Here is a 16500-nt window from a genome sequence, read left to right on the forward strand (position 1 = left end):
CGCCAGGGCCGTCAGCCGGGCGCGCGGCGCCGCGAAAGGATCGGGCGCGGGGGGCGGCGGAGGCGCGGGGGCGGGCTCGGCATCCGGCACGCCCTCATAGAGCAGCGAGGTGCCGAACCAGGCCATGGCGCCAAAGATCACCGCGCCCAGCACCGGCACCTGCGCCGCCATCAGCGCCAGCAAGCCCGTGCCCACACCCATCAGGATGGCCGCGCGATGCCGACCATGGCCGCCGCGCAGCGCCCGCAGCGCGAGCACGATGCCACCGATGCCCAGCAGCGTGCCCACCATCTGCCGGCCGGAGCCGCCGATGAGGTTGATCAGCAGCGCCGGCGCCAGCGGCAAGGCCAGCATCACCAGCAGCGCGCCGCGCATCTGCCGCAGCCCGCGCCGCAAGGGCACCGGGCCGCTCCAGGGGCCACCGGAGCCCCAGGGGCTGCCGGGCGGGACATCGGGGCGGGTCAATGGAAGAGCCCCATCACGGCCCGCACCAGGGCGAGCATCGACACCAGCCAGAGCGAGCAGCCCAGCAGGGCGAAGCCCGCCACGCGGCGCAGGGCCACCGGCCCGCCGGTCCGCATGCCGGGCAGCGAGGCCAGGAAGTCAGGGGTGGAAAAGGAACGGCGCATGGACTGAGAGATTGCCCCGCGCACCTCTCCGTTCAAGCCATTGTCATGGCCGCCGTTGTGCCGATCTGGCGGTGGCCTCAGCCCCCTGCCGCGCGGCCGGCGAAGAATTCGGCCATGCCGCGCGCGGCGGTCTCGATATGCCGCGCCAGCACCGCCACCGCCGCCTCGGCATCGCCGGCGCGGGCGGCTTCCAGCAGGGCGCGATGGTCGTCCTGCGCCATGCCGCCTCGCCCCCGCGCCGCCAGGAAGAAGCGCAGGTAACGGTCGAAGACCGCCAGTTCCCGGTCCAGCAGCAGCAAGAGGCGCGGGCGCCCGGCACGGGCATATAGTGCCATGTGGAAGCGCCGGTTCAACTGGCCGAGCTGGCCGGCATCCGGTTCCACCTCCATGGCCTCGATCAACGCCCCGGCGCGGGCAAGGTCCTCAGCCGTGAGATGCGGGATGGAGAGGCGCAGCGCCACCTCCTCCAAGCCCTGGCGGATGGCGAAGCTGTCGGCGGCATCGGCGGCCGAGATATCCGTCACCACCGCGCCCTTGTGCGGCACCGCATCCACCAGCGCCTGAGCTTCCAGCCGCCGCAGCGCTTCCCGCACCGGCATGCGGGAGACATCGAGGTCGCGTGCGATGTCGTCCTGCCGCAGCGGCGTGCCGGCGGGAATGCGCCCTTCCAGGATGGCTGCCTTCAAGGTCGCCTCGACATATTCCGTCGCCGTGCGCCAGCGCGGCGGGGCTTCGACCAGCCGGGTCATCTCTCGGGTATCCGCCCGTTGATTGGATCCAATCCTACGATATGCTCCGCTGCCCTGCCAAGCGGATGCCTCGCCATGAATCCTGCCCCCTCCTCTCCTGGCCTGTTGCAGCCGATCGTGGCGGGGGTGCTCTCCTCGGTCGTGGGCTTCGCCAGCACATTCGCGGTGGTGCTGCACGGCTATGCCTCGGTGGGGGCTACGCCAGCCCAGGCGGCGGGCGGGTTGCTGATGCTCTGCCTGGCGCAGGGCCTGCTTTCCATCTGGCTCAGCACCCGCTGGCGGATGCCGGTGACGCTGGCCTGGTCCACCCCCGGCTCCGCCCTGCTGGCGGCCAGCGGCTTGCCAGAAGGCGGCTTCGCGGTGGCCGCCGGCGCCTTCCTGGTAGCGGCGGCGCTGATCGTGGCGGCGGGGCTCTGGAAGCCTTTCGGCCGCGCCGTGGCCGCCATTCCCACCGCCCTCGCCAGCGCCATGCTGGCCGGCATCCTCTTCGAGATCTGCCTCGCACCGGTACGCGCCGCCAGCGCCATGCCGGCCGTGGCGCTGCCGGTGATCCTGGCCTGGGCGCTGGCCTGGCGCTTCGCCCGCCTCTACGCCGTGCCGGTGGCGGTGCTGGCGGCGGCGGCGGTCATGCTGCTGGTCACCACCCTGCCCCCGGGCCTGACGGCCTCGGTGGCCTGGCCGGAATTCATCATGCCGCGCTTCACGCTCACGGCCGCCATCGGGCTAGGGGTGCCGCTCTTCCTGGTCACCATGGCCTCGCAGAACGTGCCGGGGCTGGCGGTCATGCATGCGCATGGCTACCGGCCGGAGCCAGGGCCGATCTTCACCATCACCGGGCTGGCCAGCGCCGTCATCGCCTTCTTCGGCGCGCATGCGGTGAACCTCGCGGCCATCACCGCCGCGCTCTGCGCCGGGCGGGACGCGCATCCGGACCCGGCGAAGCGTTGGGTGGCCTCGGTTTCCGGGGGCGTAGGCTACTGGGTGCTGGGGCTGGGCGCGGGCCTTGCCGCCACCTTCGTGGCCGCCGCGCCGCCGCTGCTGATCCAGACTGTGGCCGGGTTGGCGCTGCTGGCCACCCTGGGCGGCGCCCTGACCACCGCCGCCACCGAGGAGCGCACGCGGCTGCCCGCCATGGCAACCTTCGTCACCACCGCGTCCGGGCTTTCGGTCATGGGGATCGGCGCGGCCTTCTGGGGGCTGCTGGCCGGCGGCGCGCTGATGCTGCTGGACCGGCTGAAGCGCTGATTGTTCAGACTGGGGAGAAAGCGGATGGGCGACCTACGGGGCTCGAACCCGTGACATCCACGACCACAACGTGGCGCTCTACCAACTGAGCTAAGGCCGCCATACGCGAGACCTCGGAGGCCAACTTGCCGCCGAGGCCCGCGAAATAGTCTGGTTACGGCCCGCCGTCAACTGGCCGTTTTCACCTTACCAGGCGATGGCGCCACCGGCGGTGAAGGCCATGATCAGGAAGATGATGAAGAGGATGAGGAAGATACCGAACAGCACCTTGGCCGCCGTGCCCGCGGCGGAGGACACGCCCCGGAAGCCAAGCGCACCGGCGATGATCGAGATCACGAGACAGATCAGGGCCCATTTCAGCATGGCGATGCTCCTCTTGCCCGCGAATGCCGCGGTTCTGCCAAGGGCAACGCGGCGCTAACAGCCAAGGTTCCATGCACGGATCATGAACTGCCCGTAACTTTCAGGTCTCCACTTCGGCGGGGCGGTTTTCCACCATGGCCATCAGCGTCTCCAGCCGGTCGGCCTCGGCGGCGGGCTTGTCGGGACGCAGGCGGGAAATACGGGGGAAGCGCATGGCCACGCCCGATTTATGGCGCCCCGAAAGCTGCGCGGCGTCGAAGACGATCTCCATCACCAGTTCCTTCTCCACCTCCCGCACCGGGCCGAAGCGGCCGGTGGTGTGGTTGCGGATCCAGCGGTCCAGCCAGACCAGTTCCTGGTCCGTGTAGCCGGAATAGGCCTTGCCGACGGGCACCAGCTCCTGCCCCCCTGCCCCATCCTCCCGCCAGAGGCCAAAGGTGTAGTCGGAATAGGTGCTGCTGCGCTTGCCATGGCCGCGCTGGGCATACATCAGCACGGCATCCACGCTCAGCGGCGCGCGCTTCCATTTCCACCACAGGCCCTTGGGGCGGCCGGCGACATAAGGCGCGTCGCCGCGCTTCAGCATCAGCCCCTCGATCCCCGCCGCGCGGGCACCGTCGCGCAGCGCCGAAAGCTGGTCCAGCGAGACGAAGGCCACCTGCGGCGAAAGGTCCATCCGCGCCGGATGCGTGCGAGCGAACCAGGCCTCCAGCCGGTCCCGCCGCGTGTCGAAGGGCAGCGGGCGCAGGTCCTCCCCATTCTCGAACAGGATGTCGTAGAGGCGCAGGCCGGCCGGGTATTCCTTCAGCATCTTCGGGCCGACCACCTTGCGGTTCAGCCGCTGCTGCAAATCGGCGAAGGGCGCGACCTCGCCGTCCCGCATCACCAGCAGCTCGCCATCCAGCACGGCGTGGAAGTCCAGCGCCTCCATGATCTCGGGGAAGGCGGCGGAATAATCCTCGCCGGTGCGGGACCAAAGCCGCGCCCCGCCCGGCCCGGCCGAGACCTGCACCCGCACCCCGTCCCATTTCCATTCGGCGCGGTAGGCCGTGTGGTCCAGCGCGGCGATATCCGGCGCCTCCAGCGGCTGCGCCAGCATGGGTGGGCGGAAGACCGGCACATCCTTCGGGTCCGGGCGCGGGGCGCGGTCCTCCAGCCAGGCAAACAGCGGCAGATAGGGCACGGGGATGCCGTGCCAGACTTCCTCGATCTCCTCGACCGGCTTGCCGGACCAATCCGCCAGCGCCTGCCGCGCCAGCCGCGCCGAGGCACCGACGCGCAACCCACCCGTCACCAGCTTGATCAGCGCCAGCCGCCCGCCGGAATCCAGCACATCCAGCCAATCCGCGACGATGCCGGGAATATCGGCCTTGTTGGCCAGTTCCAGGGTTTCCACCACCTCGGACAGGTCCGGCGGTGGGCGGTTGGGCTTCGGCTTGGGCTCGGGCCAGATCAGCGCCACCGTCTCGGCCAGGTCGCCGACATAGTCGTGGCTCAGCGCCAGCAGCACCGGGTCCGTGCGCCCGGCCGCCAGATCGCGGATCAACGACGGCTTCGCCAGCGTGAAGGACAATTCCCCCGCGATGGCCGCCAGCCCCACGCCTCGGTCCGGGTCCGGCTGCGTGGCGAACCAGCGGCGCAGCAGGGCCAGCTTCGCATTGCGGCCAGGGGTGAAGATCAGCCGCTCCAGCAGGTCGGCGAAGGCGGGGACGCTCATGCGCTTTCCTCCTCCGCCGGCGCCTCGGCCTCGCCCTCGTCTTCCTCGCGGCCCAGCAGATGCAGGGCGCGGCCGCGGATGCCGCGGCCTTCCAGCGCGTGGATCAGCGCATCCTCCCGCCCATGCGTCACCCAGACCTCGGGCGCGCCGACCTCGGCGATGGTCTCCAGCAGGTCCGGCCAATCGGCATGGTCGCTGACCACCAGGGGCAGTTCCACGCCGCGCGCCTTGGCCCGCTGCCGCACCCGCATCCAGCCGGAGGCCAGCGCCGTTACCGGCTCCGCCAGCCGCCGCGCCCAGGGGTTGGATTCGGCGGAAGGCGGCGCCAGCACGATCTCCCCCGGCAGCACCGTGGCGCCGCGCTTCGCCGGCCGTGGCACCGGCTGCAGCTCGCCCAGGCCGACGCCGAAGCGCTCATACAGCGCGCACATCGAGGCCTGGGCGCCGTGCAGGTAGATGGGCTTCTGGTACCCGGCCGCGCGCAGTTCCGAGATCAGCCGCTGGCACTTCCCCAGCGCGTAGCAGCCGACCAGATGCGCGCGTTCCGGAAACAGCGCCACGCTTTCCAGCAGCCGCCGCATCTCCGCCCGCGCGGGCGGGTGCTGGAAGACAGGAAGGGCAAAAGTGGCCTCGGTGACGAAGACATCGCAGGGCACCGGCTCGAAGGGCGCACAGGTCGGGTCCGCCTGCCGCTTGTAGTCGCCCGAGACGACGATGCGGCTGCCGCGCCATTCCAGCACCACCTGCGCCGAGCCCAGCACATGCCCCGCCGGCACCAGGGTGATGCGCACGCCGTTCTGCTCGATGCTCTCGCCATAGCGCAGCGGCTGCTGCACCCGCCCGGCCCGGCCCTCGCCCAGCCGGGCGGTCATGATGGCGAGGGTTTCCGGCGTGCCGAGCACGGCGTCATGGTCGGGCCGCGCATGGTCGGAATGGCCGTGGCTGATCACCGCCCGGTGCACGCCGGCCTGGGGGTCGATGAAGAAGTCCCCGGGCTCGCAGAACAGCCCCTTGGGCAGCACGCGGATCCAGGTGTCGGGATGGGGGGCGGTGATCTGCACGCTGGCGCTAACGTGGCAGCGGGTGCTGCGGTTGTCAGGCGATCTCCCGCACCAGCTTGGCGCGGATGGCGCGGGCGAAGTCCGCCCGCCCTTCCGCCGTCATGACAAAGGCGCCGGGGCCGCCAATGACCTCGGCGCCGAAGCGCTCCGTCAGCCTCGGCGCGCCGCCCAGGATCGCCAGGGCATTCACCGTGATGCCCGCCGCCACCGCATCGTCCCGCGCCACCGCCGCGGGGCGGATGCCGCGCATATCCGGCGCATCGCCGGAGACATCGATGACGCGACGCTCCGCCCGGAAAGGCGCGGCGGCGATCAGCCGGGCCGCATGGTCGATGGCATCCCCAATGGCATTCCAGCTTTGCCAGGAGCGTGGCGCGGCGCGAAAGGCCTCGGCCGCCGCCCCGGCGCTGGCGGTGTCGGCCACGCGGTGCCAGTCCACCACCGTCGCCGCACCGCCCGGCGCGCCCCATTCCACCATGGCGATGCCGATGGCGCCCAGCGGCCCGCTACCGATGGCGGCCAGCACGGATGGCTGTGTCACGGCCTCCGCGCAGCCTTCCCTTTGCAGCCGGAATTCCTCCTCGCTGATGCTGCCGGAAGCATCGATGGCCAGCACCAGCAGCAGGTCCACCTCGCGCACCGGGGGTCCAGCGGCACGCGCCGGGGCGGCGGCCAGCATTGCGGGCAAGGCGAGCATCCGGCGGCGCAGCATGGGGGTGGCTCCGGCAGGTTGTGCCGAGCCTCCTTGCCTTCACCCGCCGCTGTCAATCATTCCGGCGCCGCCCCGGCAGGCAGGATGACGCCGGCTTGGGCAGAAAAACGCCGCCTTCGCCTTGGTGCGGGAGATGAAGCAACTGGTCCCGCTTGCGCATTGCCTCAAAGCCTTGCTGAAATCTCAACAAGAACCACCGCGCCCCCCTCCGGCGGCGCTTCACGACCAGCGACGAGGAAGACGGAACCAACCGTGGCAGATCGAACTTCCTCCGCTTTCGACGAAATGCATGCCGATGGCGTGATCCGCACCCCCTATGTCGAGATGGCCCGCTACCTCGACGCCACCGGGCAGGCGGCCCTGGAACAGAAGCGGCGGGAGGCCGAGGTGCTGTTCCGCCGCATCGGCGTCACCTTCGCCGTCTATACCGAGGGAGGCGACCCGGAGCGGCTGATCCCCTTCGATGTCATCCCGCGCATCCTCTCCCATGAGGAATGGATGCATCTCTGCCGGGGGCTGGAGCAGCGGGTGCGGGCGCTGAATGCCTTCCTCACCGATGTCTATGGGCCGCAGGAGATCATCAAGGCCAACCGCATCCCGCGGGAGCTGGTGCTGGAGAACGAGGGCTACCTGCCGCAGATGCAGGGCTTCACGCCACCCGGCGGGGTCTGGACCGTGATCTCCGGCATCGACCTCGTGCGCACCGGGCCGGATGCCTTCTATGTGCTGGAGGATAACTGCCGCACCCCTTCCGGCGTCTCCTATATGCTGGAGAACCGGGAGGCGATGTTCCGCCTCTTCCCCGAGATCTGCGCCCGCCACCGCATCGCGCCTGTCTCGCATTACCCCGAGGAACTGCTGGAGACGCTGAAGAGCCTCGCCCCCGCCTCCTGCGCCGGCGAGCCCTGCGTCGTGGTACTCACCCCCGGCCCCTATAACAGCGCCTATTACGAGCACTCCTTCCTGGCCGACGAGATGGGCGTGGAGCTGGTGGAAGGCGCCGATCTCTTCGTGAAGGACCTGGTGGTGTATATGCGCACCACCGCCGGGCCGAAGCGCGTGGACGTGATCTACCGCCGCATCGACGACGACTTCATCGACCCCGAGGCCTTCCGCCCCGACAGCGTGGTCGGCGTGCCCGGGCTGATGGCGGCCTACCGCGCCGGCAACGTGGCGCTGGCCAATGCCCCCGGCACCGGCATCGCCGATGACAAGGCCGTCTACCCTTATGTGCCGGAGATGATCCGCTTCTACCTGAAGGAGGAGCCGATCCTGTCCAACGTGCCTACCTTCATGTGTGAGCGCCCGGCCGACCAGGATTACGTGCTGGCCAACCTCGACAAGCTGGTGGTGAAGCTGGCGCGCGGTTCCGGCGGCTATGGCATGCTGGTCGGCCCCCACGCGACCGAGGAGCAGCGCGCCGATTTCGCCGCGCGCATCAAGGCACGGCCGGGCGACTACATCGCGCAGCCCACCCTGGCGCTTTCCACCGTGCCGACGCTGGGCGAGGACGGCATCGGCCCGCGCCATGTGGACCTGCGGCCCTTCATCCTCTTCGGCAAGACGGTCCGTATGGTGCCGGGCGGGCTGACGCGCGTGGCCTTGCGGCCGGGCTCGCTGGTGGTCAATTCCAGCCAGGGCGGCGGCACCAAGGATACCTGGGTGTTGCTGGAAGACCCGCCCGAGGCGCCTCCCCTCGCCCTGCCCCCACCGGAGGAGCCGGCGGCGCCCCAATCGCAGGATGGGCAGTCCCAGACGCCGGGTGGCATGACGCAGTCCCAGAATGGCCAGTCGCAGTCCCAGGGGAACAACTGATGCTCTCCCGCACCGCCGACTGCCTGTTCTGGCTCGGCCGCTACTCCGAGCGCGCGGGCAATGTCGCCCGTGGCCTCGCCGCCACCTTCCGCATGGCCATGCTGGCCCGGCCCTTGTCCGCCGATGACGAATGGCGCGCGCTGCTGATCGCCACCGGCTCGGAGCCCGGCTTCCGGGAAAAGCACGGCCATGTCACGCCAGAAGCGGTGGTGCAGTGGCTGACGCTGGACATGGAAAACCTCTCCGGCGTCGCCGCCTGTGTGGAGGCGGCGCGGCGCAATGCCCGCACCGTCCGCACCGCGCTGACGGTGGATATGTGGGAAGCCATCAACGATACGTGGATCGAGTTCCGCCGCCTGGATTCGAGCATCATCAAGGGCGACAGGCTGCCGGGCTTCCTGGACTGGGTGCGCTCCCGCGCCCTGCTGTTCAACGGCGCCGCCACCGATACCATGCTGCGGGACGATGCCTGGCGCTTCGTGCATCTCGGCACGATGCTGGAGCGCGCGGACAATACCGCCCGCCTGCTGGACGTGCGCCACGCCGCCTTCCACCCGGATGCGGCGGGCGATGCGGCATCCTATGCCCAGTGGCAGGCGGTGTTGCGGGCAGTCTCGGCGCTGCGGGCCTATCAGCATGTCTTTCATGCCCGGCTGCAGCCGCATCTGGTGGCGGAGCTGCTGCTGCTGCGGCAGGAGCTGCCGCGCTCCCTGCTCGCCTGCTACCGCAATGTGGAGACGGTGCTGGAGGCCATCGCCGATGCCAATGGCGGCACGCGGGGCGAATGCCACCGGCTGGCCGGGGCGCTGCATGCCCGCATGCGCTTCGGCGAGATCGGCGGCATCCTGGATGCCGGGCTGCATGACTTCCTGACCCAGACCATCGACCAGAATATCGAGCTGGGGCAGCATATCGGCCGGCAATACCTCAACGGTCAGCAGCCGTGACGTCCCAAATTTCCGGAACGTGCAGGAAGTCTGTCGGGGCAGACCGGATCTAGGCTGGTTCTCCGGCAGCTCTTCAGCCAAGTCTATGTTTCTGCGTCGATTCGCCACGGCTCTCGAGGGTCGGATTCGGCGCCAATCATAGATTTTGGGCACTGCCTTATCTTTAGGCAGCCTTTATGCCGAGGCCATACCTAGCGATGCGGGACCTCTGCCTATCGCGGCAAGGCGGCAATGGCCCAACCTCACCCGCTGATGGCTAGCGAGCAGGAAAGCCCAGACCCCGCTCTCGGACCGAAATTCGCAGAGAATGCCTGCGCAGGCTGGAAGGTGCCGAGCAAAGGCCCACCGGTCAGATCTTCCGCCGGGTCCCACCGAACTCCCGCGGACAAGCTCTGGCGTGGCGGCATTCATGCTCCCTCGCTCACCAGATAATATAAATGTATGCTTATATAAGAATATGTGACTTCGATTATTCTCACCCTGCTCACGACCATTTTTTCTTTGCGATCAGTGGCCTGCGTGTTAGCGACGCAGGCATGACGCCCGCGAAAAGCCGGCCGGTGCCCCCGCATCGGCGCAGATCCGCGGCGTTCCCGTGCAAAACCGCACGGAGCGCCTGTTCGCTCCGGAACGCGGGTCATGCGCATCAGGCGCGGTCGAACCAGCCTTCCCGGCTGGCGATCGCGGCTTTTGCGACGGCCCTCGCCTTCGGAGCGCCCACCCTGATGTCCAGGCCCGCAGAGGCAGCTGGACCACGCTCCGCTTGCCTGGATGCCGCCCGCGCAGCCGAGGCAGCCTATGATTTGCCGGACGGCCTGCTGGTCGCCGTCGCCTTGGCTGAGTCCGGCCTGCACGCCCATGCGTTGAATATCGGTGGGCGATCCTACTACCCGGAAACAGCCGGGGAGGCCGCGAGGTTGCTTGATGGCGCCGGTGCGCGCCAATCCGTGATGGCGGGTTGCGTGCAGGTCAATGCCCGTGTGCATGACCGGCGCGGCAGCAACTGGCCGCTGGACCCGAGGAAGGCGACCGTCTGGGCCGCCAAGCACCTGCGGATGCAATATGACCGCCTGGGCAGCTGGGCCGATGCCATCCGCGCCTGGAACGGTGCCCCCCCGGGCAGCTCCAATAAGCTGGTCTGCCGTGTGGAGGCCAAGCTGGAGGTGGTGGTACCGGGCGAGAACGTGCTGGGCCGCACCGGCTGTGGCCGCACCGACATCGCGCGCGTGCGCCGCAGCGGCGTACAGTTGCTCGAACTGGCCGAGGCGCCGGAAAACTAAAGGCGCCGGGACAAGCCCCGACGCCTGAACCTACTGGCCTTTCGCGGGCCGTGAAGGGCGCGTCCCCCTCGGGGGCGTGCCCTTCGCGCTTTCTCAGGCCCCCAGGTAGAACTTGATGGCGGAGAGCGCGGCGATCAGCCAGACCGCGCCATGCACCTGCCCGGCCCGGCCGGCCACGACCTTCACCAGCGCATAGGTGATGAAGCCGAGGCCGATGCCCGTGGCAATGGAGAAGCTGAAGGGCATGGCGACAGCGGTGACGATGGCCGGCAGGTATTCGGTCATGTCGTCCCAGGCCAGGTCCCGCAGGCCCTGCATCATCAGGCAGGCAACCAGCACCAGGGCCGGCGCCGTGGCGAAGCCGGGGATGGAGGTCGCCAGCGGCGCCAGGAACAGCGTCAGCAGGAACAGCACCGCGACGGTCAGCGCCGTCAGGCCGGTACGGCCGCCGGCCTGCACGCCCGCCGCGCTTTCGATGTAGCTGACGGTGGTCGAGGTGCCGAGCACGGCGCCGATCATGGCGCCGCCGGAATCCGCCATCAGCGCCCGGCCTAGCCGGGGCACGGAACCGTCCTTCTCCATCAGCCCAGCGCGATGGGTGGTGGCGATCAGCGTGCCCGCATTGTCCAGCAGGTCCACCATGAAGAAGGTGAAGACGATGCCCAGCAGGCCCAGGCTGACGGCGCCGGCGATATCCATCTGCATGAAGGTCGGCGCCAGGGAGGGCGGCAGGGAGACGATGCCATGATAGGTGGTCAGGCCGAAGGGCACGCCCAGTAGCGCCGTGACAATGATGCCGATGACGATGCCGCCCGTGACGCCCCGCGCCACCAGGCCCGCGATCAGCACGAAGCCGATGCAGGACAACAGGGTCGAGGTTTCATGCAGCGAACCGAGCTGCACCAGCGTGGCCGGGTTGTCCGCCACCAGCCCCATGCCGCGCAGGCCGATGAAGCCCAGGAACAGCCCGATGCCGGCGGCGATGCCGAGCTTCAGCGAAAAGGGAATGGAATTGATCAGCCATTCCCGGAAGCCCGCCAGCGAGACCACGAAGAAGATGAGGCCGGACAGGAAGACCGCGCCCAGCGCCACCTGCCAGGGCACGCCCATGCCGCCCACCACCGCGAAGGCGAAATAGGCGTTCAGCCCCATGCCGGGCGCCAGGGCGATGGGGTAGTTGGCCAGGAAAGCCATCAGCGCCGAGCCGATGGCGGCCGCGAGGCAGGTGGCCACGAAGGCCGCACCATGGTCGAGGCCGGCGGCGGCCATCATGCCCGGGTTGACCACGACGATGTAGGCCATGGTCAGGAAGGTGGCGAGGCCGGCCATGATCTCGGTCCGCGGCGTGGTGCCGCGTGCCGAGAGGCTGAAGAAGCGATCCAAAACGGAAATCCCCCGGAATGTCCTGATGTCGCAATGCAGGATAGGAGCCACCCTGCCCTTGCGACAACCGCGATGGCGGGGGCGCTACCAGCCGGCGGGAAGCGCGTCTAGAAGCCTAGCCATGCACGGCACGCGGCGTGCATTGTCGCGCCAGTCGGAATGCACGCGGGCCAGAGGTCCGGGCACAGGAACAGGAGCAAGTTAACATGGTCTCACGCCGCATGGTGGGCAGCGCGGCCGGTCTGGCCCTGGCGATGGCGGCCAGCGCCGCCACGCCAGCCTCCGCCCAGGCCGCCAACGAATCGACCTTCGACCGCATCCGCCGTACCAAGAAGCTGCGCACGGCCGCCGTGCCGGGCGGCGCGCCCTATTATCACAAGGATCTCGCCAGCGGTCAGTGGCGCGGCTTCTACGTCGATATGGCGAAGATGCTGGCGGAGGAACTGGAGGTCGAACTCGAGCTGAGTGAGACGACCTGGGGCAACGCGGTGCTCGATCTGCAGTCCAACAAGATCGACATCTTCTTCGGCCTGAACCCGACGCCGAAGCGCGCGCTGGTGGTGGACTTCTCCGTCCCCTGCTTCTCCAATGCCTTCAGCTTCATCACCAAGCGCGGCTTCCAGGCAAAGACCTGGGAGGAGATGAACAGGCCGGAGGTGAAGATCTCGGTCGATCTCGGTTCCTCGCAGGACCAGATCGTGACGCGGCTCTGCCCCAAGGCGCAGATCTCGCGCTTCAAGACGGCCGACGAGGCGACCATGGCGGTGCAGAGCGGCCGGGTGGACGCGCAGTGCATCGTGCTGATCCTGGCGCTGACAGCCAAGAAGAAGAACCCGGCGCTGGGCGAGGTCATGGTGCCGACACCGATCTTCGGCACCACCTCCAATGCCGGCTTCCGGCGGGAGCAGGACAAGACCTGGCGCGACTTCGTCAATGTCTGGATCGAGTTCAACAAGGGCCTGGGCGCGGTGCGCCATGCCATCGTCTCCAACATGGAGCTGGTCGGCATCTCCGAGAACGACTTCCCGCCCGGAGTCACCCTCTAAGTCTCCCACGGCGCGGCCCTCTGGCCGCGCCGCCCACCGCAGGCAGCACACTGGACCAGCCAGCAATGTATCAATGGGATTTTTCGTTCATCTGGAGCTACCGCTGGCTGTTCGTGAACGGCACGGTCGTCACCCTGCTCTTCACGGTTGGCATCGTGGTGCTGGGGCTGGCGGTGGGGCTGCTCGCTGGGCTGCTGCGCCTGTCGCGCTTCGCGCCGCTGCGCTGGCTGGCCCAGGCCTATGTGGAAGTCTTCCGCTGCACGCCGGTGCTGGTGCAGTTGGTGTGGTTCTATTACGCCCTGCCGATCCTGACGGGCATCGAGATGTCGGCCGTCACGGCCGCCACCCTGGCCCTCGCGCTCTACGGCGGCGCCTTTTATGCCGAGATTATCCGGGGCGGCATCAATTCCATCGAGACCGGGCAGACGGAAGCCGCGCTGGCACTGGGCATGACGCCCGCGCAGTCCATGCGCCGCATCGTGCTGCCGCAGGCGCTGAAGCGCATGGTGCCGCCGCTGATGAACCAGTCCATCATCCAGCTCAAGAACACCTCGCTGGTTTCGGTGCTGGCGGTGCCGGACCTGCTCTACCAGGGCCAGGCCGTGGCGCATGACACCTATCGCCCGCTGGAAATCTATTCGCTGGTGGCGGTGATCTATTTCGTCATCCTCTTCCCGCTCACCCTGCTGGTCGGCCGCCTGGAGCGCCGCCTGTCCCGTGCAGACTGAGGCACCCGCGATGAATGCCAAGATCGAAGTCGCTGCGCTGAGCAAGAGCTTCGGCGACCATCAGGTGCTGCGCAGCGTGGACCTGCTGGTGGCGCCGGGCGAGGTTGTGGCGCTGATCGGCCCCTCCGGCTCCGGCAAATCGACCCTGCTGCGCTGCCTGAACCTGCTGGTGACGCCCGATGGCGGCCGCGTGCGCGTCGGCGCGCAGAGCCTGGACTTCGGCACCAGCCGCGCCCTGCCCGGCACGGCAGCATTGGCAAAATTCCGCGCCACGACGGGCATGGTCTTCCAGCAGTTCAACCTCTTTCCGCACAAGACGGTGCTGGGCAATGTGATGGAAGGCCCGCTGACCGTCCGCCGCATGTCCCGCGCCGAGGCCGAGCCCCTGGCGCACGGCCTGCTGGCCAAGGTGGGCCTGGCGGACAAGGCAGACCAGTATCCCTCCCGCCTTTCCGGCGGCCAGAAGCAGCGCGTGGCCATCGCCCGCGCCCTGGCGATGCAGCCGGAGATCATGCTCTTCGACGAAGCCACCAGCGCGCTCGACCCTGAACTGGTGGGCGAGGTGCTGAATGTCATGCGCGAGCTGGCCGCCGAGGGCATGACCATGGTGATCGTGACGCATGAGATCGCCTTCGCGCGGGAGGTGGCGGACCGCGTCGTCTTCCTGCGGGATGGCGTGATCGTGGAGGATGGCACGGCGCGGCAGGTGATCGACACGCCGCGGGAGGAAGCGACGCGCGCCTTCCTTTCCCACTTCCACCGCCAGAGGGATGCCTGACGTGACGGCCGGACCGATCCTGGACCACCTGAAGCTCTATCTGGTCGAAAGCCCGATCAAGATGGCCCGGGCCCAGGGCGTGGGCAGCGTGCGCGGCAGCGTCAAACGGGTACTGATCCGGCTCACCACCCGCTGCGGCATCACCGGCTGGGGCGAGGCCGCGCCCTGGGAGGTTTTTACCAATACGCCGGAAAGTGCCTTCTCCGCGCTGGACCTCTACCTGCGTCCGGTGGTGCAGGGCCATCCCGCCCGTCGCCTGCGGGAACTGCTGGCGAAGATGGACCGCACCGTCACCAACTGCACCGACGCCAAGGCAGGAATCGAGATGGCGGTGCTGGATATCCTGGGCAAGGCGCAGGGCGTCTCGGTGGCCGATCTGCTGGGCGGGCGGGTGCGGGATAGCATCCCCCTCTCCTTCTCCATCGCCGATCCGGATTTTGCCGCTGACCTGGAGCGGATGAAGGCCATGGTCCCCGCCGGCAACCGCCTCTTCAAGGTCAAGACCGGCGTGAAGCCGCATGCGGAGGACATGGCGCATCTGGAAGCCATCCGCGACACTTTCGGGGACACGGTGGACCTGCGCCTCGACTACAATCAGGCGCTGGAGCCCTTCCGCGCCATGACCGTGCTGCGGGACGTGGACCGCTTCCGCCCCACCTTCATCGAGCAGCCCGTGCCGCGCCGGCACCTGGATGCCATGGCCGGCTTCGCCCATGCGCTGGATACGCCCATCCTCGCTGATGAAAGCTGCTTCGATGCCACGGACCTGCTGGAGGTGGTGCGACGGCAGGCGGCGGATGCCATCAGCGTCAAGCTGATGAAATGCGGCGGCATGCTGCGCGCGCAGCAGATGATGGCGATCGCCGATACCGCCGGCCTGCCCGGCTATGGCGGCACGCTGTGGGAAGGCGGCATCGCGCTCGCCGCCGGCACACAGATGATCGCGGCCACGCCGGGCATCTCTCTCGGCTGCGAATTCTACATGCCGCACCACGTGCTGACGGAGGATGTGCTGGAAGAGCGCATCCCCAACCGCGAGGGCGCCGTGGTGGTGCCGGATGGGCCGGGCCTGGGCATCAGCGTCAGCGAGGCCTCGCTGCGCGGAGGGGCAAGGGTCCTGGCGGAGGCCTGAGCCGTCTCACCCGGCGCGGAACTCTTGCAGGCGCCGGGCATAGGCGGCGCCGGCCTCGGCCAGCATGGCATCGGAGGCCGCCCTAGCCTCGTAGAGCAGGAAGGGCTCCCGCCATGAAAGGCCGCAGCGATGCGCCGTGGCCTGCAGTGGCCGCAGCAGTTCCGCCAGCGGGAAGAGGTTCGCCCCTGTGGCCGCATAGGCCGCGGGCTTGTTGCCGGCGGTGGCCGCGACCATCAGCGGCCGCCCAGCCAGTTCCGCCCCCTCGGTATTGGGGTTGATGTAGAACATCCGCGTCAGCACCGCGTCCTGCCACGCCTTCAGCAATGGCGGAGTGGCGTACCATTGCACCGGGAATTGCAGCACCACCCGGCGCGCGGCCAGCAGGCGCGCCACCTCGGCCGCCTCATCGAAATGGCCGTCGGGATAGAGCGCCTCCAGATGTGCCACCTCCACCCCCGGCAGTGCCCCCGCCGCCTGCGCCAGCGCGCGGTTGGCGCGGGAGGCGGCGTACTGCGGGTGGGACATCAGGATCAGCGTATCAGCCATGGCGGGACTTCCAGCTTGCCGGGCATAGCTGGACCTCCTCGCACCATCATTCCAACGGATAATAAATATAGCCTACCATCCGCCCCATGAATGATTTGCGTGGCATCGACCTGAACCTGCTGGTCATCCTCGACGCCTTGCTGGAGGAAGCGCATGTCACCCGCGCCGCACGCCGGCTGGCGCTCTCCCAGCCCGCGACCTCCAATGCCCTGCAACGGCTGCGCGCCCTGTTCAACGACCCGCTGCTGGAAGGCGGGCCGCGCGCCCTGCGCCTGACGCCCAAGGCGGAAGCGCTGCGCGCACCGCTGCGGCAGGCCCTGGCCGGCCTGCGCGGCGTCCTGCACCAGCCGGCGCGGGAACTGGCGACGG

18 protein-coding genes and 1 tRNA gene are annotated in these 16500 nt (G+C 68.9%); 9 read left to right on the forward strand and 10 right to left on the reverse strand.

From position 1 onward, the window contains the following. From IBL25_RS17885 to IBL25_RS17895, 3 genes are all read right to left on the reverse strand, one after another. On the reverse strand, positions 1-465 hold a 465-nt coding region (locus IBL25_RS17885), incomplete at its 3' end, for a hypothetical protein (protein WP_202986801.1). Next, positions 462-629, reverse strand: a complete 168-nt coding sequence (locus tag IBL25_RS17890) for a hypothetical protein (protein ID WP_187779888.1) — start codon at positions 627-629, stop codon at positions 462-464. The genes IBL25_RS17890 and IBL25_RS17885, both read right to left, overlap by 4 nt. Before the next feature lie 77 nt (positions 630-706). Then, positions 707-1378: a GntR family transcriptional regulator gene (locus tag IBL25_RS17895; protein ID WP_187779889.1), complete on the reverse strand. Its 672-nt coding sequence runs from the start codon at positions 1376-1378 to the stop codon at positions 707-709. Positions 1379-1453: 75 nt separating this feature from the next. Here IBL25_RS17895 and IBL25_RS17900 point away from each other — a divergent pair, with 75 nt between their 5' ends. Continuing rightward, the gene (locus IBL25_RS17900; RefSeq protein ID WP_187779890.1) at positions 1454-2623 is read left to right on the forward strand and encodes a benzoate/H(+) symporter BenE family transporter; all 1170 of its coding nucleotides are present in this window, start codon (positions 1454-1456) and stop codon (positions 2621-2623) included. 27 nt (positions 2624-2650) lie between these two features. On the opposite strand, the gene IBL25_RS17905 is transcribed toward IBL25_RS17900, so the two are convergent. The 5 genes from IBL25_RS17905 to IBL25_RS17925 all read right to left on the reverse strand — a co-directional run bounded on the left by IBL25_RS17905 (position 2651) and on the right by IBL25_RS17925 (position 6476). Beyond that, a tRNA-His gene (locus IBL25_RS17905) sits at positions 2651-2723 on the reverse strand. Between the two features lie 86 nt (positions 2724-2809). Next, positions 2810-2986, reverse strand: a complete 177-nt coding sequence (locus tag IBL25_RS17910; protein ID WP_120636841.1) for a DUF1328 domain-containing protein — start codon at positions 2984-2986, stop codon at positions 2810-2812. Between the two features lie 100 nt (positions 2987-3086). Further along, complete coding sequence (locus IBL25_RS17915) at positions 3087-4703, reverse strand: cisplatin damage response ATP-dependent DNA ligase (RefSeq protein WP_187779891.1); 1617 nt, start codon at positions 4701-4703, stop codon at positions 3087-3089. After that, positions 4700-5758: a ligase-associated DNA damage response exonuclease gene (locus tag IBL25_RS17920; RefSeq protein ID WP_456315874.1), complete on the reverse strand. Its 1059-nt coding sequence runs from the start codon at positions 5756-5758 to the stop codon at positions 4700-4702. Before IBL25_RS17920 ends, IBL25_RS17915 begins: the two co-directional genes overlap by 4 nt. A gap of 40 nt (positions 5759-5798) precedes the next feature. Continuing rightward, positions 5799-6476 (reverse strand): DUF1194 domain-containing protein, encoded by a 678-nt coding sequence (locus tag IBL25_RS17925; protein WP_187779892.1) that lies wholly within the window; start codon positions 6474-6476, stop codon positions 5799-5801. Positions 6477-6728: 252 nt separating this feature from the next. Between IBL25_RS17925 and IBL25_RS17930 the strand changes: the two genes are divergently transcribed. The 3 genes from IBL25_RS17930 to IBL25_RS17940 all read left to right on the forward strand — a co-directional run bounded on the left by IBL25_RS17930 (position 6729) and on the right by IBL25_RS17940 (position 10518). Further along, a complete protein-coding gene (locus tag IBL25_RS17930; RefSeq protein WP_456315873.1) occupies positions 6729-8291 on the forward strand; it encodes a circularly permuted type 2 ATP-grasp protein in 1563 nt (520 codons plus the stop codon). After that, entirely contained in the window at positions 8291-9238 is a 948-nt protein-coding gene (locus IBL25_RS17935) for an alpha-E domain-containing protein (RefSeq protein ID WP_187779893.1), read from the forward strand. Before IBL25_RS17930 ends, IBL25_RS17935 begins: the two co-directional genes overlap by 1 nt. Before the next feature lie 725 nt (positions 9239-9963). Continuing rightward, positions 9964-10518, forward strand: coding sequence for a transglycosylase SLT domain-containing protein (locus tag IBL25_RS17940; RefSeq protein ID WP_187779894.1), 555 nt, complete (start codon positions 9964-9966; stop codon positions 10516-10518). Positions 10519-10611: 93 nt separating this feature from the next. Here the strand turns inward: IBL25_RS17940 and IBL25_RS17945 are convergent, their stop codons facing one another. Continuing rightward, positions 10612-11901, reverse strand: coding sequence for an NCS2 family permease (locus tag IBL25_RS17945; RefSeq protein WP_275296033.1), 1290 nt, complete (start codon positions 11899-11901; stop codon positions 10612-10614). A 206-nt stretch (positions 11902-12107) separates the two neighbouring features. Between IBL25_RS17945 and IBL25_RS17950 the strand changes: the two genes are divergently transcribed. From IBL25_RS17950 to IBL25_RS17965, 4 genes are all read left to right on the forward strand, one after another. After that, entirely contained in the window at positions 12108-12947 is an 840-nt protein-coding gene (locus IBL25_RS17950; RefSeq protein ID WP_187779895.1) for a transporter substrate-binding domain-containing protein, read from the forward strand. 65 nt (positions 12948-13012) lie between these two features. Further along, positions 13013-13675, forward strand: a complete 663-nt coding sequence (gene ehuC / locus IBL25_RS17955) for an ectoine/hydroxyectoine ABC transporter permease subunit EhuC (RefSeq protein WP_187779896.1) — start codon at positions 13013-13015, stop codon at positions 13673-13675. 10 nt (positions 13676-13685) lie between these two features. Further along, positions 13686-14453, forward strand: coding sequence for an amino acid ABC transporter ATP-binding protein (locus IBL25_RS17960; protein WP_187779897.1), 768 nt, complete (start codon positions 13686-13688; stop codon positions 14451-14453). Between the two features lies 1 nt (position 14454). Beyond that, positions 14455-15585, forward strand: a complete 1131-nt coding sequence (locus IBL25_RS17965; protein WP_379656099.1) for an enolase C-terminal domain-like protein — start codon at positions 14455-14457, stop codon at positions 15583-15585. A gap of 6 nt (positions 15586-15591) precedes the next feature. On the opposite strand, the gene IBL25_RS17970 is transcribed toward IBL25_RS17965, so the two are convergent. After that, positions 15592-16131, reverse strand: a complete 540-nt coding sequence (locus tag IBL25_RS17970) for an NAD(P)H-dependent oxidoreductase (RefSeq protein WP_187779899.1) — start codon at positions 16129-16131, stop codon at positions 15592-15594. An 86-nt stretch (positions 16132-16217) separates the two neighbouring features. Between IBL25_RS17970 and IBL25_RS17975 the strand changes: the two genes are divergently transcribed. Then, positions 16218-16500, forward strand: a 283-nt coding sequence (locus IBL25_RS17975; protein ID WP_187779900.1) for a LysR family transcriptional regulator, incomplete at its 3' end; no start/stop codon positions are given.

It is taken from the genome of Pseudoroseomonas ludipueritiae, assembly GCF_014490445.1.
GTDB lineage: Bacteria > Pseudomonadota > Alphaproteobacteria > Acetobacterales > Acetobacteraceae > Pseudoroseomonas > Pseudoroseomonas ludipueritiae.

Coding starts and splice junctions, on each gene's coding strand:
- IBL25_RS17915 (WP_187779891.1), bottom strand. CDS start 4,703: ATGAGCGTCCCCGCCTTCGCCGACCTGCTGGAGCGGCTGATCTTCACC.
- IBL25_RS17970 (WP_187779899.1), bottom strand. CDS start 16,131: ATGGCTGATACGCTGATCCTGATGTCCCACCCGCAGTACGCCGCCTCC.
- IBL25_RS17895 (WP_187779889.1), bottom strand. CDS start 1,378: ATGACCCGGCTGGTCGAAGCCCCGCCGCGCTGGCGCACGGCGACGGAA.
- IBL25_RS17900 (WP_187779890.1), top strand. CDS start 1,454: ATGAATCCTGCCCCCTCCTCTCCTGGCCTGTTGCAGCCGATCGTGGCG.
- ehuC (WP_187779896.1), top strand. CDS start 13,013: ATGTATCAATGGGATTTTTCGTTCATCTGGAGCTACCGCTGGCTGTTC.
- IBL25_RS17910 (WP_120636841.1), bottom strand. CDS start 2,986: ATGCTGAAATGGGCCCTGATCTGTCTCGTGATCTCGATCATCGCCGGT.
- IBL25_RS17925 (WP_187779892.1), bottom strand. CDS start 6,476: ATGCTGCGCCGCCGGATGCTCGCCTTGCCCGCAATGCTGGCCGCCGCC.
- IBL25_RS17935 (WP_187779893.1), top strand. CDS start 8,291: ATGCTCTCCCGCACCGCCGACTGCCTGTTCTGGCTCGGCCGCTACTCC.
- IBL25_RS17940 (WP_187779894.1), top strand. CDS start 9,964: ATGTCCAGGCCCGCAGAGGCAGCTGGACCACGCTCCGCTTGCCTGGAT.
- IBL25_RS17950 (WP_187779895.1), top strand. CDS start 12,108: ATGGTCTCACGCCGCATGGTGGGCAGCGCGGCCGGTCTGGCCCTGGCG.
- IBL25_RS17890 (WP_187779888.1), bottom strand. CDS start 629: ATGCGCCGTTCCTTTTCCACCCCTGACTTCCTGGCCTCGCTGCCCGGC.
- IBL25_RS17960 (WP_187779897.1), top strand. CDS start 13,686: ATGAATGCCAAGATCGAAGTCGCTGCGCTGAGCAAGAGCTTCGGCGAC.